Annotated in this window: 13 protein-coding genes; 6 read left to right on the top strand and 7 right to left on the bottom strand. The window is 73.7% G+C overall.

Annotation, left to right across the window (positions count from 1 at the left end; genetic code table 11):
- Nucleotides 1-13: 13 nt before the first annotated feature.
- Together NITAL_RS20600 and NITAL_RS20595 are read right to left on the bottom strand one after the other, a co-directional pair.
- Nucleotides 14-697, bottom strand: coding sequence for a GNAT family N-acetyltransferase (locus NITAL_RS20600; protein ID WP_052668190.1), 684 nt, complete (start codon nucleotides 695-697; stop codon nucleotides 14-16).
- Nucleotides 678-1,316 carry an LON peptidase substrate-binding domain-containing protein gene (locus NITAL_RS20595; RefSeq protein WP_157041999.1) on the bottom strand — a complete coding sequence of 213 codons (639 nt, stop codon included), beginning with the start codon at nucleotides 1,314-1,316 and terminating at the stop codon, nucleotides 678-680. The genes NITAL_RS20600 and NITAL_RS20595 overlap by 20 nt, the downstream gene beginning before the upstream one ends.
- Before the next feature lie 170 nt (nucleotides 1,317-1,486).
- Between NITAL_RS20595 and NITAL_RS20590 the strand changes: the two genes are divergently transcribed.
- Both NITAL_RS20590 and NITAL_RS20585 read left to right on the top strand, forming a co-directional pair.
- On the top strand, nucleotides 1,487-1,771 hold the full coding sequence (locus NITAL_RS20590; RefSeq protein ID WP_211262555.1) for a 4a-hydroxytetrahydrobiopterin dehydratase: 285 nt from the start codon (nucleotides 1,487-1,489) through the stop codon (nucleotides 1,769-1,771).
- 94 nt (nucleotides 1,772-1,865) lie between these two features.
- A complete protein-coding gene (locus NITAL_RS20585; protein WP_157041998.1) occupies nucleotides 1,866-2,630 on the top strand; it encodes an SDR family oxidoreductase in 765 nt (254 codons plus the stop codon).
- A 24-nt stretch (nucleotides 2,631-2,654) separates the two neighbouring features.
- Here the strand turns inward: NITAL_RS20585 and NITAL_RS20580 are convergent, their stop codons facing one another.
- From NITAL_RS20580 to NITAL_RS20565, 4 genes are all read right to left on the bottom strand, one after another.
- On the bottom strand, nucleotides 2,655-3,434 hold the full coding sequence (locus NITAL_RS20580; protein WP_052668183.1) for a M10 family metallopeptidase domain-containing protein: 780 nt from the start codon (nucleotides 3,432-3,434) through the stop codon (nucleotides 2,655-2,657).
- A gap of 62 nt (nucleotides 3,435-3,496) precedes the next feature.
- Nucleotides 3,497-3,976, bottom strand: coding sequence for a response regulator transcription factor (locus tag NITAL_RS20575; protein ID WP_052668181.1), 480 nt, complete (start codon nucleotides 3,974-3,976; stop codon nucleotides 3,497-3,499).
- A gap of 138 nt (nucleotides 3,977-4,114) precedes the next feature.
- Complete coding sequence (locus tag NITAL_RS20570; RefSeq protein WP_052668180.1) at nucleotides 4,115-5,014, bottom strand: sensor histidine kinase; 900 nt, start codon at nucleotides 5,012-5,014, stop codon at nucleotides 4,115-4,117.
- Nucleotides 5,011-5,403, bottom strand: coding sequence for a hypothetical protein (locus tag NITAL_RS20565; RefSeq protein ID WP_052668177.1), 393 nt, complete (start codon nucleotides 5,401-5,403; stop codon nucleotides 5,011-5,013). The genes NITAL_RS20570 and NITAL_RS20565 overlap by 4 nt, the downstream gene beginning before the upstream one ends.
- 170 nt (nucleotides 5,404-5,573) lie before the next feature.
- Between NITAL_RS20565 and NITAL_RS20560 the strand changes: the two genes are divergently transcribed.
- From NITAL_RS20560 to NITAL_RS20545, 4 genes are read left to right on the top strand one after another with little or no spacing between them, the layout of a single operon-like run.
- Nucleotides 5,574-6,392, top strand: coding sequence for an alpha/beta fold hydrolase (locus NITAL_RS20560; RefSeq protein WP_052668175.1), 819 nt, complete (start codon nucleotides 5,574-5,576; stop codon nucleotides 6,390-6,392).
- The gene (locus NITAL_RS20555; RefSeq protein WP_052668174.1) at nucleotides 6,389-8,104 is read left to right on the top strand and encodes an FAD-binding oxidoreductase; all 1,716 of its coding nucleotides are present in this window, start codon (nucleotides 6,389-6,391) and stop codon (nucleotides 8,102-8,104) included. Before NITAL_RS20560 ends, NITAL_RS20555 begins: the two co-directional genes overlap by 4 nt.
- A 46-nt stretch (nucleotides 8,105-8,150) precedes the next feature.
- On the top strand, nucleotides 8,151-8,873 hold the full coding sequence (locus NITAL_RS20550) for an SDR family NAD(P)-dependent oxidoreductase (RefSeq protein WP_169786909.1): 723 nt from the start codon (nucleotides 8,151-8,153) through the stop codon (nucleotides 8,871-8,873).
- A 31-nt stretch (nucleotides 8,874-8,904) separates the two neighbouring features.
- Nucleotides 8,905-10,050 (top strand): CaiB/BaiF CoA transferase family protein, encoded by a 1,146-nt coding sequence (locus NITAL_RS20545; RefSeq protein ID WP_245617697.1) that lies wholly within the window; start codon nucleotides 8,905-8,907, stop codon nucleotides 10,048-10,050.
- 55 nt (nucleotides 10,051-10,105) lie between these two features.
- On the opposite strand, the gene NITAL_RS20540 is transcribed toward NITAL_RS20545, so the two are convergent.
- Entirely contained in the window at nucleotides 10,106-12,523 is a 2,418-nt protein-coding gene (locus NITAL_RS20540) for a transglycosylase domain-containing protein (RefSeq protein WP_052668171.1), read from the bottom strand.
- Nucleotides 12,524-12,662: the final 139 nt, after the last annotated feature.

The following is a 12,662-nucleotide window of genomic DNA, read 5'->3' as shown; positions in this document are numbered from 1 at the left end:
CCGGCCCGCCCGGTCAGGACGGCTCCAGCACGTCCTCGTACCAGGGCGGCTCGTCGGGCACAGGTCCCGGCGGGGGGAAGCGCCGAGGTGCCTCGGGGGTCAGGTCGAGCGACAGGATCACCCCGACGCCCGATGGGAACCGGACGTCGAGGTCCGGGCGTCGCTCGAAGCCGTACCGGCTGACGTACAACGCGTGGGCGCGGTGCATCCACTCCATCGAGATGATCAGCAGGCGGTGGGCGCCGGCGTTCCGCGCCCGCGCGATGCACGCATCGACCAAGGCGCTGCCGATGCCGCGTCCCTCGTACGCCGGATCGACCGCCAGGACGCGGAAGCCGGCGTCGCCGGCGGGCTCGGGGCGGTCCTCCCACTGGGCGTCACCCGGCTCGACGTAGCTGACGGTGCCGACGATCGGGCCGCCGCCCGCCGTACCCGGCCCGGCGGACCGGGCGGCCGCTGGGTCGTCGGGTCGGTCGAGCTCGGCGACCAGGACGGCCGTGCACCCCTCGACGCGTCGCAGCGGATCGGCGAGGAAGTCGCGGTAGTCGCCCTCGATGGTCCCGTACCGGTCGTAGGCGGCCAGGGTCAGCGCACCGACCTGGGCGGCGTCCTGCGGCCGCATCGGGCGGATGTGGACGCTCGGTACGGGCACGGGGTCCCCCGGTGCGGGGACCCGGTCAGGGACCGGTGGTGTCATCGGTGTCCTCCGGGTCCTCCGAGAGCTGGAAGCCGAGCACCTCCTCGAGGTCGCCGAGCAGTTCGTCGAGCAGCGCCGCCCGCGGCCCACGACCGTCGGTCGCCAGCACGCGCTGGGCGTCGAAGGGGGTGAGCGGGGCGACCACGGCGATCTGCCAACAGGCGACGCTCGGGTCGGACTCGACCTCGAACGTCGCCGGCACGCCGTCGAACCCGAGCTCGGCGTGCATGGCGAGCACGCGCCGGAGGCGGGCCTCGAGCCCCGCCGGCAGGACCGCGTCGTCGTCCCCGTCGGGGAGGTCCTCGACGACCGCGTGCGGGTAGGGGCGGTCGTCGAGCCAACGGTCGATCCGGACGCGCCGGACGCCGACGGCGATCACGAGCCAGCGACCGTCGTCCTGCTCCTCGGCCTGGACGATGCGCGCGACCGTGCCCACATCCGCACGCTCGTCGTCGCCGCCCACCTCGTGTCCGCGGGTGATGAGGGTGACACCGAACTCCCGATCACCGGCGAGCACGTCCGCCATCAACGCCCGGTACCGCGGCTCGAAGACGTGCAACGGCAGGACCATGTGGGGGAACAGCACGGTCCCGAGCGGGAACATCGGCAGCTGCTGCACGTACCCTCCGGGCGGTCGCTGCGGGGGCGGACGCTCGGCTCGGTGGCCGTGGCGTGCGGTGGCGAGCTTGCCACCTCGGTGCAGCGTCAGGCGTCGTTCGTGGCCCACCTGCCGATCGGGTCGGTCGACCGGTCGTGGTCGCCCGACCGCCACCCTGCTACGAACGTGCCGTGGAAACGCTCGAGCCCGCCGCTGTCGACCGTGCGCTGGCCACCTTGGACGGGTGGCAGCGGGACGGGGACACCCTGGTGCGCGAGCTGCGCTTCGACGGGTTCCGCGACGCGATCGCGTTCATCAACCGGGTCGCCGACCTCGCGGACGCCGCGGACCACCACCCGGAGCTCACCAACGTGTACGCACGCGTCGTCGTGCGGTTGACGACCCACGACGCCGGGGGCATCACGTCGAAGGACGTCGACCTGGCACGGGCCGTCGACGAGGTCGTCGCCCCCTGACGGCCGGCCTCCAGTCGTCACCTCGCGCCGAACTAGGGTCCCGCCGGCCGCGTCCTGGCCGGGCGCGCTGCGGGCGAGCAACGAGGAGCTGACCGTGCAGGTTCGGGTCGACGGCAAGGTGGCCCTCGTGACCGGGGCCAGCCGGGGGATCGGCGAAGCGATCGTTCGGGAGCTGCTCGGTGCGGGGGCCGAGGGGGTGATCATCACCGGCCGCCGCGGCGAGACCCTCGAGCCGCTCGCCGCCGAGCTCGGCGACCGGGTGGTCCCGGTCGTGGGCAACGTGACCGACGAGGCCCACGCCGCCGAGGCGGTCGCACGGGCCGTCGACACCTTCGGTTCGTGCGACCTGCTCGTCAACAACGCCGGTACGAACCCCGCGGCGGGCTCGTTGACCGACGTCGACCTGGGCGCGGTGGACAAGACCTGGGAGGTCAACCTGCGTGCTCCGCTGCTGTGGGCTCGTCAGGCCTGGCAGGCGTCGATGCGCGAGCGCGGGGGCGCGATCGTGTCGATCGGGTCGGTCGGCGGGCTGCAGCCGAGCCCGGCCATCGGGGCCTACAACGTCTCGAAGGCCGCCGTGCACCACCTCACCCGGCAGCTTGCGCACGAGTTGGCGCCGGGCGTCCGGGTCAACGCCGTCGCGGCCGCCATCGTGCGTACGAAGCTGTCCGAGATGCTGTGGAGCTGGGACGAGGAGGCGGTGGCGCGCGCCCACCCGCTGCAGCGGCTCGGCACGCCCGAGGACGTCGCGCGGTCGGCGGTGTTCCTGCTCTCGGACGCCGCGGCCTGGATCACGGGGGTGATCCTGCCGGTCGACGGTGGTGTGACGGGCGCAGCGTCCGGTGTCCGGATCGGTTGAGCCCGTCCCCGCCGCGGCGTGGGGTCACCGCGACGAGGTGTGCTCGTCGGGGAGGACGACGTCGAGGTCCTGTGGCGTCGGGACCTCGAGGCACCCGCCGCCCGCTCCGACCGCCTCCAGACCGGCCAGATCACCCGGTCCGAACCGGACCGGGCCCGCACCGGGGTAGGTGTGCATCAGCTCATCCGGATCGTCGACGTGCCCGAGCCCGAGCACGTGCGCGAGCTCGTGCAGGATCGTGGCCCCCCACGAGGTCGCGCGATCGGCGGCGCCGGGCTGGAGGTCCTCGCGCTCGGGGTTCAGCACCACCTGTGCGGTCACGTAGACGCGTGCGTCGGCGGGACCGACGGCGATGGGCACGGCGACCCCACGATCGACGTCGCGGAGGGGGAGCCCGCCATCGCCCGGGGGGCGCCACCCGATCAGCACGGGGGCCCACCGGCGGGCCCCGTCGGTGTCGGCGGTGACCGTCGAACGCGCGGCGTCGGGGACCTCGTCGGTCGTCCCGGTCACGGACAGCTCGAGCCCCGTCGCCTCGCGCAGCGTGGCCACCGCAGCCTCGACGTCAGCGGTGAACGCAGGCCCGCCGTACCCGAGCGGGCTGCCGATGTCGGAGACGACGATCTCGATCGGGGAGCACGGGTCCCAGCGGACGGGTGTGCCGTCCGCGTTGCGCGCCCAGACCGTGAACCCCTCGTCGGACGCGCCGACGGCGACCTCGGGGGTGTCGGCCGGAGTGCCGCCGCGCACGGCGACGAGCAGCGCGATGGCGACCCCGGCACCGACCACCAGGGCGGCGACCACGACGAGGACGACCGCGCCCCACCCGGCCCCGTGCCGGGGAGCCTGCCCGTCCGACGGCGTGGTCAGACCCGCTCGCCGCTGTCGAACGGTGCGCCGGGCGTGCCACGGCGCTGGAGCGCCGACGGCGCGAGCACGTCGTGGCCGTCGAGGGCGCGACGGAACAGCGCGAGATCACGGTCGAGGTACTCGATCAGCGACACGACCATGGTCTTCTCGTAGAAGACGAACGCGCCCGCGGTCAGCGCCGCGTCCTCCTCGCGCTCGGCCGACAGGGCGGTCAGGATCGCCACGAGCGACCCAGGGGACCGGGCCAGGATGGGCGCGATGAGGTCGACGCCCCACTCCGGGCCCAGCATCAGATCGAGGAGCACGACGTCGGGCTCGTGCTCGGCGACGGCGGCGAGCGCCTCCTCGCCGTTGCCGGCCTGGGCCACGACCTCGTACCGGTCCGAGCGGCGCAACGTGAGCTCGAGGATGCGTCGGATGCCGGGCTCGTCGTCCACGATCACCACGCGTGCCGGTGCCTCGTCAGCTGCGGTCACGCTCGCCCTCGCTCGACTGGCCGGATCGGTCGCCGAGCGTCCACGTCCCCCCACACTCGGTGTCTGGTCAGTGTACGGGCGATGGCTCGGGACACTTCGGTCAGTCGAGCTTGCATCATCGCGTGCGAGGCGGGGGGCTCAGGGGGTCGCGGCCACGGGCAGGCTCAGGGTGAAACGGCTGCCCTCGCCAGGTCGGCTGTCGGCGTGCAGCGAGCCGCCCATCGCCTCGGCCAGGGCACGGCTGATGAACAGGCCGAGGCCCGTCCCCGCGGCTCGGCTCGAGACCCCGCCACGGGCGAACCTGCCGAAGACGTGCTCGAGGTCGGTCTCGCTGAGCCCCTCGCCGTGGTCGACGATGGAGATCTGGACGCAGCCCGCCTCCACGTCGTGCTCGACGTCGATCGACGGATCCCGCGCGTACTTGTAGGCGTTGCCGAGCAGGTTGGCGAGGATCTGCTCGACCCGTCCAGGGTCGGCGTCGACCGGTGGCACGTGCTCGGGGGTGTGGACCTCGATCGGCCCGCGATCGGCGAACAGTTCCGCCGCAGCGTCGATGACGCCCAGCAGGTCGACGGTACGGGTCGCGACCTCGAGCGGCCGCTGCGCGTCCAGCCGTGCCAGGTCGAGGAACTGTTGCACCAGCCGCTGCAGGGTCCCGACGGCGCTGCGCATCAGCGGCAGCGTGGCCGCGAGGTCGGTGGTGCGCGCGTCGGGTCCGAGGAGGTCGACCGCACCGAGGAGCATCGACAGGGGCGTCTGCATGTCGTGGCTGAGGTAGGCGAGGAACTCCTGCTTGGCCTCGGCCACGGCGACCTGTCGCAGCGCCTCCTCCCGTTCCCGCTGACGGAAGGCCAGGTCCTCGAGGAGGATGTTGAGCGCCGCGCCGATCAGCGCGAGCGGTTCCTCCCGGCGGGTCGGGTCGGCCTCGATGCGCACGTCGCGACCGACGGATGCGCGCGCGAGCGCCTCGAGGATGTCGTCGACCTCGGGGACCCCGTCCTGCGCTCGGACCACCTCCTGCGGCTGGCCATCGCTCACGCGCGTTGCCCGGCGAGGTACAGGCGCGCCTCCTCCTCGGTGGCGAACACCTCGCCGGTGACGCCGGTGCCCTTGCGGAACATGGTGACGATCAGATCGATCTCGGGGTTGGCGTTGAACCAGGCGAGGACCGCGTGGTCGCGGTGGTCGACGAAGAAGTCCGCCCACCGCTGGCGCCAGGCGGCGTCGATCGAGGCGATCTGGGTGCAGTCGACCAGCAGCTCGAAGGGCTCGCGGCCCGTGCCCACCCACCGTTCGAGGTCGCCGGTCAGCTGCTCGGCCTCGCAGCCCCCTGCTGCGCCGGCCTCGTCCACGAACCGGAGCACGCCGCGGCGCGCCTTGTGATCCCACGTGAGCTCGGCAGCCCCGAGCCTGGAGACCTCGGCCATCGTGTTCCTCCACCGACGGCGGGTCCACTGGACCCGTGGGAGCGGGTGCACCCACGGCCGGTCCACGCCGAGCGGGACGGACGCTAACCGCTCGCGGCGCCGTCAGCCCTAGGGTGCCCGCTGGTGTCCAGTCGGACTGGGCGGGGCGGATCCGGATCGAAGGATGTGCGGTGGAGCTGGCGTGGCAGGCGCTCGGCGACGTGCAGCTGCCCCTCCTCTCCTTCGGTGCCGAGGACGGCCGCCCCGTGCTGCTCCTCCCGGGCCTGACCGATGGCCTCGCACCGATCACGGACCCGAACGCCCGGGCCCAGATGGTCGATCCGCCCCCGGATCTGCTCGCCCGTCACCGGGTCCACGTGATCTCGCACCGGTTCCCGGCGTCCGGGCCGGTGACCACCCGCACGCTGGCGCTGGACGCAGCCAACCTCCTGGAGCGCCTCGCGGACCGACCAGCGGTCGTCGTCGGTCACTCGATGGGAGCGATGGTCGCCCAGCACCTCGCGGCGGACCGTCCCGACCTCGTGGACCGCCTCGTGATGTCCTGCACGGTCGGCCGGGCCGACGACGGCTTCCGTGCCGTGCTCGCCCGGTGGGACGTGCTGGTGCGTGCCGAACGGTGGCGTGAGTTCTTCGTCGAGGCCATCGATCGCAGCTACACGGGCAGCGACCGGCTCCGCCGCCGGGTCGCCCAACGGGTGCTGCCGATCGAGCCGCCGGCCCCGGAGCTGCGCGACCGTCACCTCGCGCTGAGCGAGGCGTGCGCCACGCACGACGCGCTCGACCGCCTGCACGAGGTGAGCGCACCGGCGTTGGTCCTGGCGGGCGCGCGCGACGAGGTCACACCCCCTTCGCACGCCCGCGAGCTCGGGGAGGTGTTGCCAGGCGCCACGGTCGAGGTCTGGGACGGCCTCGGCCACGGCCTGCCCGAGCAGGTCCGCGGGCGCTTCGCTCGCCGCCTGCGCCGCTTCCTCGAGGAGACCGACACGTGACCGAGACCGCCGAGCCTCGCCACCGAAGCTGGTGGGGGTGGGGGCACGTCGACCAGCAGCTCGACGACGCCGCGGTCACCGGCCTCGGCGGCCTGCTCGCGGAACGGTTCGGCACCGTGCCGGACCCGCCAGCCGCACCGGTCGACCCGGCGACCGTCCCGTTGCCCACACCGCGCGTCACGCTGCCCCCGTCCCTGACGGGCCTGGCCAGCAGCGACGCCGAGGACCGGTTGCGTCACGGTCACGGCAACGCGTTCCGCGACGTGGTCCGCGCGCTGCACGGCGACGTGCCGACCGTCCCCGACGCGGTGCTGCGCCCGCGGGATGCCGCGGACGTCGAGCGGGTGCTCGACTGGTGCGCGACCGCCGGGGTGGCGTGCGTGCCCTTCGGTGGCGGCACGTCGGTCGTCGGCGGGGTCACCCCACCGCCCGGGCCGACCGTCAGCCTCGACCTCGAACGGCTCGACCGCGTGCTCGACCTCGACGAGGTGTCCGGTGCCGCACGCATCCAGGGCGGGGCCCTCGGACCCGCCATCGAGGACCAGCTGCGCCCGGACGGGTGGACGCTGCGGCACTTCCCCCAGAGCTGGGAGTTCTCCACGCTCGGGGGGTGGATCGTGACCCGTGCCGGCGGCCACTTCGCGACGGGTCCGACCCACATCGACGACCTGACCGAGTCGATCACCGCCGTCACCCCCACCGGGACCTGGTCGTCACGGCGGCTGCCGGCCTCGGGCGCCGGCCCGTCGCCCGACCGGATGTTGCTCGGCAGCGAGGGCACGCTCGGTGTGGTCACCGAGGCGTGGGTCCGCGTCCAACGCCGCCCCACCTCGCGTGCACAGGCGACGTTGGCGTTCCCGTCCGAGAGCGCAGCGCTCGCGGGTGTCCGGGCGCTCGTCCAGGACGGGCTGCGACCCGCCAACTGCCGCCTGCTCGACCCGGTCGAGGCCGCGCTCTCGGGTGCCGGGCCGGTGGACGGCACCGCGACGGTCCTGGTGCTGGCCTTCGAGGCCGTGCAGGCCCCGCTCGAGCCGGAGGTGGAGCGGTCGATGGTGCTGCTCCGCGATCACGGCGGCGAGGTCACCGACGGCCCCACGTTCCGTCGCGGCGACGCCACGGGGACGGCGGAGGGCGGCTCGGGTGCGTGGCGGTCGACCTTCCTGCGTGCGCCGTACCTGCGCGACGGCCTCGCGCGGCTCGGGGCGGTCGTCGAGACCTTCGAGACCGCGGTCACCTGGGATCGCGCCGAGGACCTGATCGCGACGCTGCGCGAGACCGCCCACCGCGCCGCCACCGAGGTGTGCGGGGGTGCGCTGGTGGCCGTGCGGACCACCCACGCCTACGTCGACGGCATCGCCCCGTACGTCACCGTCATCGCGCCCGGCCCGACGGGCCGGTACGCCGCCGGCCCGGGTGCCGACCGGATCGCGCGGGGCCGGGCGGCCGCGGCGGCGTGGGACGAGGTCAAGATCGCCGTCGGCGAGGCGCTGCACGCCGCCGGAGCGACCGCGACCCACCACCACGCCGTCGGCCGCGATCACCGGCCCGTCTACGACCGCCAGCGCCCGCCACCGTTCGCCGTCGCCCTGGCCGCGGCCCGCGACGCCGTGGACCCACGGGGCATCCTCAACCCCGGTGTGCTGCTCGATCCCGCGCCGGGCAGCGTCGGTGCGGCGAGCCTGACCGCCGCACCTGCTCGGTCGGAACGATGATGTCGGGTTCGTCTCGCGCGCGGGCCACGACCTAGGGTCCGTGGACGTGGGAGCTCTCGTCGTGGTCACGGGCGGGTCGGCCGGTATCGGTCGGGCCCTCCTCGCCCACGCGCCCGAGGGCTCGCAGCGGGTCGACGTGAGCCGCAGCGGGTCCGATCTGGCCGAGGTGGACCACCTCTCCGCCGACCTCGCGGACCCGGCCAGCTGGCCGGTGGTGGGGCAGGAGCTGACCCGTCGCATCGCCGCGTTCGAGGGCGATCGGGTGACCGTCGTGCTCAACGCGGGGGTCATCGCGCCCATCGGTCCCGCCGACGGTGTGGACACCGCGGCCTACACCCGCAGCGTCCTGCTGAACGGTGCGGCACCTCAGGTGCTCGGCGCCTCCGTCCTCGCAGCCCTGGTCGAGCACCCCGCGGCGCGGCGTGAGCTGGTGCTGATCTCCTCCGGTGCCGCGCGCACGCCCTACCCCGGGTGGTCGGCCTACTGCGCGGCCAAGGCCGCCACCGACCACTGGACCCGGACGGTGGCCGCCGAGCAGGCCGAGCGGGACCGCCCGGTGCGCGTGGTGTCGATCGCACCGGGGGTGGTCGCCACCGGCATGCAGGCCACGATCAGGGCAACCGACCCCACCGACTTCCCTCGCGTCGAACGCTTCCGGGCGCTGCACGCCGAGGGTGACCTGGCCGATCCGGACGACGTCGCCGCGCGCCTGTGGCGCCACCTGGATGGTGCGCAGCTCGACCCGGTCACCGACCTGCGCGACGCCTGACGCCGCCGCACCCACCCGCGAGGAGCTGCCCGTGTCCGGTCCCCTGTCCGGTGTCCGCGTCGTCGAGATGTCGGCGCTCGGCCCCGCGCCCTACGGCGTGATGCTGCTCGCCGACCTCGGTGCGGACGTAGTCCGCATCGATCGGGCCTCCGGCGGGCAGGTCCAGGTCGGGTTCGAAGCCACGATGGTCGGCCTGTCCCGCAACCGCCGCTCGATCGCGGTCGACCTCAAGACCGAGGCCGGTACCGATGTGGTCCTGCGTCTGATCGACGAGGCGGACGTCGTGGTCGAAGGCTGGCGGCCCGGGGTCGCCGAGCGGCTCGGCCTCGGGCCGGACGACCTGCTCGCGCGGAACCCGCGGCTGGTCTACGCCCGCGCGACGGGGTGGGGGCAGGACGGGCCGCTGGCTCCCACCGCCGGTCACGACATCGGGTACGCGGCGCTCGCAGGGACGCTGCACACGGTCGGCCGTGCGGGTGAGCCGCCTCCGCCACCGGTCAACTACCTGGCGGACTTCGGCGGCGGTGGGACCTTCCTCGCCATCGGGGTGCTGGCTGCGCTGGTCGAGCGTGATCGGTCGGGGGAGGGGCAGGTCGTCGACACCGCGATGGTCGACGGAGCCGCCTCGCAGACCGCCTTCGTCCACGGGTTGCTGGCGATGGGAGGCTGGACCGACGAGCGCGAGGCGAACCTGCTCGACGGGGCGGCGCCGTTCTACGACACCTACACGTGTGCGGACGGTCGTTTCCTGGCGGTCGGCGCCATCGAACCGCAGTTCTTCGCCGCGCTGTGCGAGGGCCTCGGCGTCGACCCGGCGGACTTCCCCCAGCAGGACCGCGCGTCGTGGCCGGACCAGAAGGGGCGCATCGCGGCGATCATCGCCACCCGCACACGGGACGAGTGGGCCGAGGTCTTCGACGGCACCGACGCGTGCGTGGCCCCGGTGCTGTCCTTGACCGAGGCGCCGGAGCACCCGCACAACGTGGCTCGTGAGGCGTTCGTGGAGGTGGCGGGCAGCCCGCAGCCGGCTCCGGCGCCGCGGTTCTCACGCACCCCCGGGGCCGTCCGCGTGCCCGCGCCCCGGCACGGTGCCGACACCGACGCGGTCCTGACCGAGCTCGGCCTGGACGCCGAGGCGATCGCCGAGCTGCGGTCGACCGGCGCCGTGGCGGGCTGACACGACCACGGGGCGCCCTCCGGCGCCCGTGCCCGTCACGACCTCGGTCGTCGCCTCAGCCGTCGGTCGCCTCACCGTCGTCGGGCGCCGCCGTGCCGTCGTCGTCGGTCCCGTCGTCGTCGTCGGCGTCGTCGTCGTCGGTGCCGTCGTCGTCGGTGCCGTCGTCGGCGGTGCCGTCGTCGGTCGGGTCGGTCGGGGTCGGCGTCGGGAGGGGGGCCGGTTCCGGTTCCTCGGTCTCGGTCGGTTCCGGTTCCGGTTCCGGCTCGGGGTCGGTCTCGACGCAGGGCCGGCCGTCCTCGTCGGTGATGTCGCTGAGCACCTGCGGCATCGGGTCGGCGTCCGCGCTCGGCGGATCGGCGAAGGCGAACCCGTCGGGGCACTCCGGCTCCGGCTCGGGTGCCTCCTCGACGCAGGGACGGCCCTCGTCGTCGCGGATGTCGGTCAGCACGTCGGGGAAGAACCCGTCCTCGTCGGCCTCGGTCGGCGGCTCGGCGAACCGGTAGCCGTCCGGGCAGCTCGCCGCCTCCTCGGGCTGGCCGCCCTCGAGACCGGACAGGTCGGGTGCGACGAAGTCCTCGACTTCGAGCCCTTCGACGGCGCGGGCCATGTAGGCGCCCCACAGCGGCGCTGCGAGACCCCCACCGGTCGCGTCGCCCTCGATCTCGCTGTTGTCGAGGTTGCCGAGCCACACCGAGGTCGACAGCTGAGGGACGTACCCGACGAACCACGCGTCCCGAGAGGCCTGGGTGGTGCCGGTCTTGCCGGCGGCCGGCCGTCCGATGTCCGCGGCACGACCGCTGCCGGAGGTGATCACGCCCCGCAGGCCGGCGGTCACCACGCGGGCCACGTTGAGGTCGACCTCCTGGTCCTCCTCGATGCGCTGCTGCCAGACCACGTTGCCGTCGGCATCCTCCACACGGCTCACCAGGTGGGGCGTGACGCGCAGCCCCTCGGCGGCGTAGGTGCCGAACGCGGATGCCATCTCGAGCGGGGTGAACTCGTTGACACCCAGGGTGAGCGTGGCGTTGGTACCCATCGTCTGCCCGTCGGGACGCAGTGCCGCGTCCGTCGGGTAGATCTCCTCGCGCTTCTCGGTGGGCAGACCCGCACGCGCGGCGGCCTCGATGACGCGCTCGCGGCCCGCCTCCTCCTGCATCTGGTAGTAGACGGTGTTCGTCGAGGATGCGGTCGCCTGGTAGACGGTCTGCTCGCCGAACGAGCTGTCGCCGAAGTTGCGGATGGACCGACCCTCGGGGTCGCCCTCGATCTCGATCGTCGCGGGGGCGGGGAAGCGCGTCTCGGGGGAGTTGCCCGCCTCGGTGAACGCCTGGAGGGAGAAGGCTTTGAAGGTGGAGCCGGGCTGGCGCGGGCTGACGAGGGCGGTATTGAGGCTCTGCTGGCGGGCGTCCGGCCCACCGACCAGGGCCCGCACGCCACCGGTCCTCGGGTCGACCGTCACGATCGCGCCCGAGTCGGTCGGCCCCTCGGCGATGGCGCGGGTCAGCTCCTCCTGGGCTGCCTCCTGCATGCGCGGGTCGAGCTCGGTGTGGACCCGAAGGCCCCGGTACAACTCGCCGCCCTGGAACTCGGGTCGGGCGGTCAGGACCCGGCGGACCGCGTCGAGGTAGTACGCGTTCGGACCGAGGTCGATCGCCGCGCGGTCGATGACGTCGGGCATCCCGGCGTCGACCAGCTCGTCGTGCGTCGCCTGATCGAGCCAACCCTGTTCGAGCATGCCGCCCAGGGCGAACCGGCGGCGTTGGTCGGCCCGCTCGGGGTTCTCGCCGGGATCCCACGCCTCGGGTGCGGCGATGATGCCGGCCAACAGCGCCGACTGGTTGACGTCGAGCTCGTCGACGGTGGTGCCGAAGAAGACCTGCGCTGCCGACTGGATGCCGATGGCGCCGCGGCCCCAGTAGATCGAGTTCATGTAGAACCCGAGGATCTCGTCCTTCTCGTAGGCGCGTTCGAGCTTGATCGCCAGCGCCGCCTCCTGGACCTTGCGGGTGTAGGTCTGCTCGGGGGTCAGCGCGACGTTCTTGATGTACTGCTGGGTGATCGTCGAGCCGCCCTGCTGGACGCCGCCGCCGCGCACGTTGGTGAACAGCGCCCGGGCGATGCCGGTCGCCGAGATCCCGCCGTGGTCGTAGAAGCCGCGGTCCTCGGCAGCCATGACGGCCTGGCGGGTGTGCTCGGGGATCTCGGTGAAGTCGACGATCTCCTGGTTGGCCTCGGCGGACAGGCCGCCGACCTCCTCGCCCTCGGCGTCGTACACGGTCGACGCGATGGCGGCGATGTCCTCCGGCAGCGGGACCGACGAGAACACCACGAAGAACAGCAGCAGCCCGACGGCGCCGAGCGCGATCGCGGGGAACACCAGCAGCGCGACCCACCACCGCTTCCACCAGGGACGCTGGGCGGCGCTCGTCGCGCCCTTCGCGCCCTTCGCGGTCTTCGCGGAGCGAGCAGCCATCTTCGAACCTCGAACGGTCGGGGAGCCACGTGCCGTCGGTGCGGCCGTGCGACGGAGAGAACGAGCGACCTCACGCGCAGGCACGCGCGGGGCGGACCGACGAACGGTACCGAAGGCGGACGCCCGCTCTGCGCGAGCG

This window comes from Nitriliruptor alkaliphilus DSM 45188 (assembly GCF_000969705.1).
GTDB lineage: Bacteria > Actinomycetota > Nitriliruptoria > Nitriliruptorales > Nitriliruptoraceae > Nitriliruptor > Nitriliruptor alkaliphilus.
The sequence above is the reverse complement of the archived record's forward strand: the minus strand, read 5'-3'. Positions and strand labels throughout refer to the sequence as shown.

Coding starts and splice junctions, on each gene's coding strand:
- NITAL_RS20600 (WP_052668190.1), bottom strand. CDS start 697: ATGACACCACCGGTCCCTGACCGGGTCCCCGCACCGGGGGACCCCGTG.
- NITAL_RS20565 (WP_052668177.1), bottom strand. CDS start 5,403: ATGGCCGAGGTCTCCAGGCTCGGGGCTGCCGAGCTCACGTGGGATCAC.
- NITAL_RS20540 (WP_052668171.1), bottom strand. CDS start 12,523: ATGGCTGCTCGCTCCGCGAAGACCGCGAAGGGCGCGAAGGGCGCGACG.